2 protein-coding genes are annotated in these 1,225 nt (G+C 62.4%); both read left to right on the top strand.

Annotation, left to right across the window (positions count from 1 at the left end; genetic code table 11):
* A partial coding sequence (locus WM40_RS29765) for an IS66 family transposase (RefSeq protein WP_236693732.1) occupies positions 1-525 on the top strand: 525 nt, incomplete at its 5' end.
* Positions 426-1,225 (top strand): IS66 family transposase (gene tnpC / locus WM40_RS29760; protein ID WP_157793836.1); only part of this gene is annotated, 800 nt, incomplete at its 3' end. The genes WM40_RS29765 and tnpC, both read left to right, overlap by 100 nt.

The raw sequence follows: 1,225 nt of genomic DNA, 5'->3' as shown, positions 1-1,225 counted from the left end.
TCCCCTAACAGTGCGCTCCCCACCGAGGTCGTTGCGCTTCAGCGCATGGTCGCGGATCTGGCCGGCCAGGTGCGCAAACTCCAATCGAATCTGAGCGCACGCGAACTGCTCATCGAGCATTTACAGATTCAGATCGCGGCGCTTCGCCGCCAGATGTACGGCCGCAAGTCCGAGAAGCTGGAGACCGAGATCGGTCAGCTCGAGCTCAAGCTCGAGGAATTGCTGCTCGACAACGGGGAAGATCCGCCGCCCGCCACACCTGTCGAACAAGAACGTAAAAACCGCTCTCGCAAGCCGCTGCCGGAGGACCTGCCACGCGACACGCTCGAGCATCTGCCCTCAGGCGATGACTGCCCGGACTGTGGCGGTGCGCTCAAGCCAATCGGTGAGGATGTCGCCGAGCAGCTCGAGTACGTGCCCGGGAGCTGGCGTGTCATTCGACACGTGCGCCCAAATTCAGTTGCGCATGCTGTCAGACACTCGTTCAAGCGAGCGCGCCGTCACGACCCATTGCCCGAGGGTTAGCCGGTCCCGGTTTGCTCGCACACGTCATGATCGGCAAATATGCCGATCACCTGCCGCTGTACCGACAGTCGCACATCTATGCACGTGACGGACTGGACTTAGATCGCTCGACGCTGAGTGAATGGGTCGGCGGTGTCACACGACTGCTGCGCCCATTGGTAGAGGCGCTGCGCCGATATGTAATGGCGGGGCCGTGCGTGCACGCTGATGACACGCCCGTGCCGATGCTGGCACCGGGCAAAGGCAAGACTGTCACGGGTCGGCTGTGGGCGTATGTGCGTGACGAACGCCCAGCGGGCTCGGCAAATGCCGCCGCATTATGGATGGCGTTCACGCCCGATCGTCGCGGCGAACATCCGCAACGACATCTCGGCGAGTTCAACGGCATCATCCACGCCGACGGATTTGCAGGATATGACGCGCTGTATGGCGACTCGCGAACGCAGGCGGCCTGCTGGGCGCATGCCAGACGCAAATTCTACGAACTCACGAAGTCGCATCCGTCACCGGCGGCAGGCGAAGCGGTGCGCCGCATCGCGGCACTGTATGCAATTGAAGAGCAGATCAGGGGGGAGCCGCCGGACAAGCGTTTGCAAGTGCGAACCGAACACAGCAAGCCGCTGCTCGATAGTATGCGAGCGTGGTTGGACTCGCTGATCCCAACGCTATCGACCAAATCGGCGCTCGCCGGTGCGATCCA

It is taken from the genome of Robbsia andropogonis, from assembly GCF_000970345.1.
Classification (GTDB): Bacteria; Pseudomonadota; Gammaproteobacteria; order Burkholderiales; family Burkholderiaceae; genus Robbsia; species Robbsia andropogonis.
Note: the sequence above shows the minus strand (reverse complement) of the source record. Positions and strands in the feature narration are given on the sequence as shown.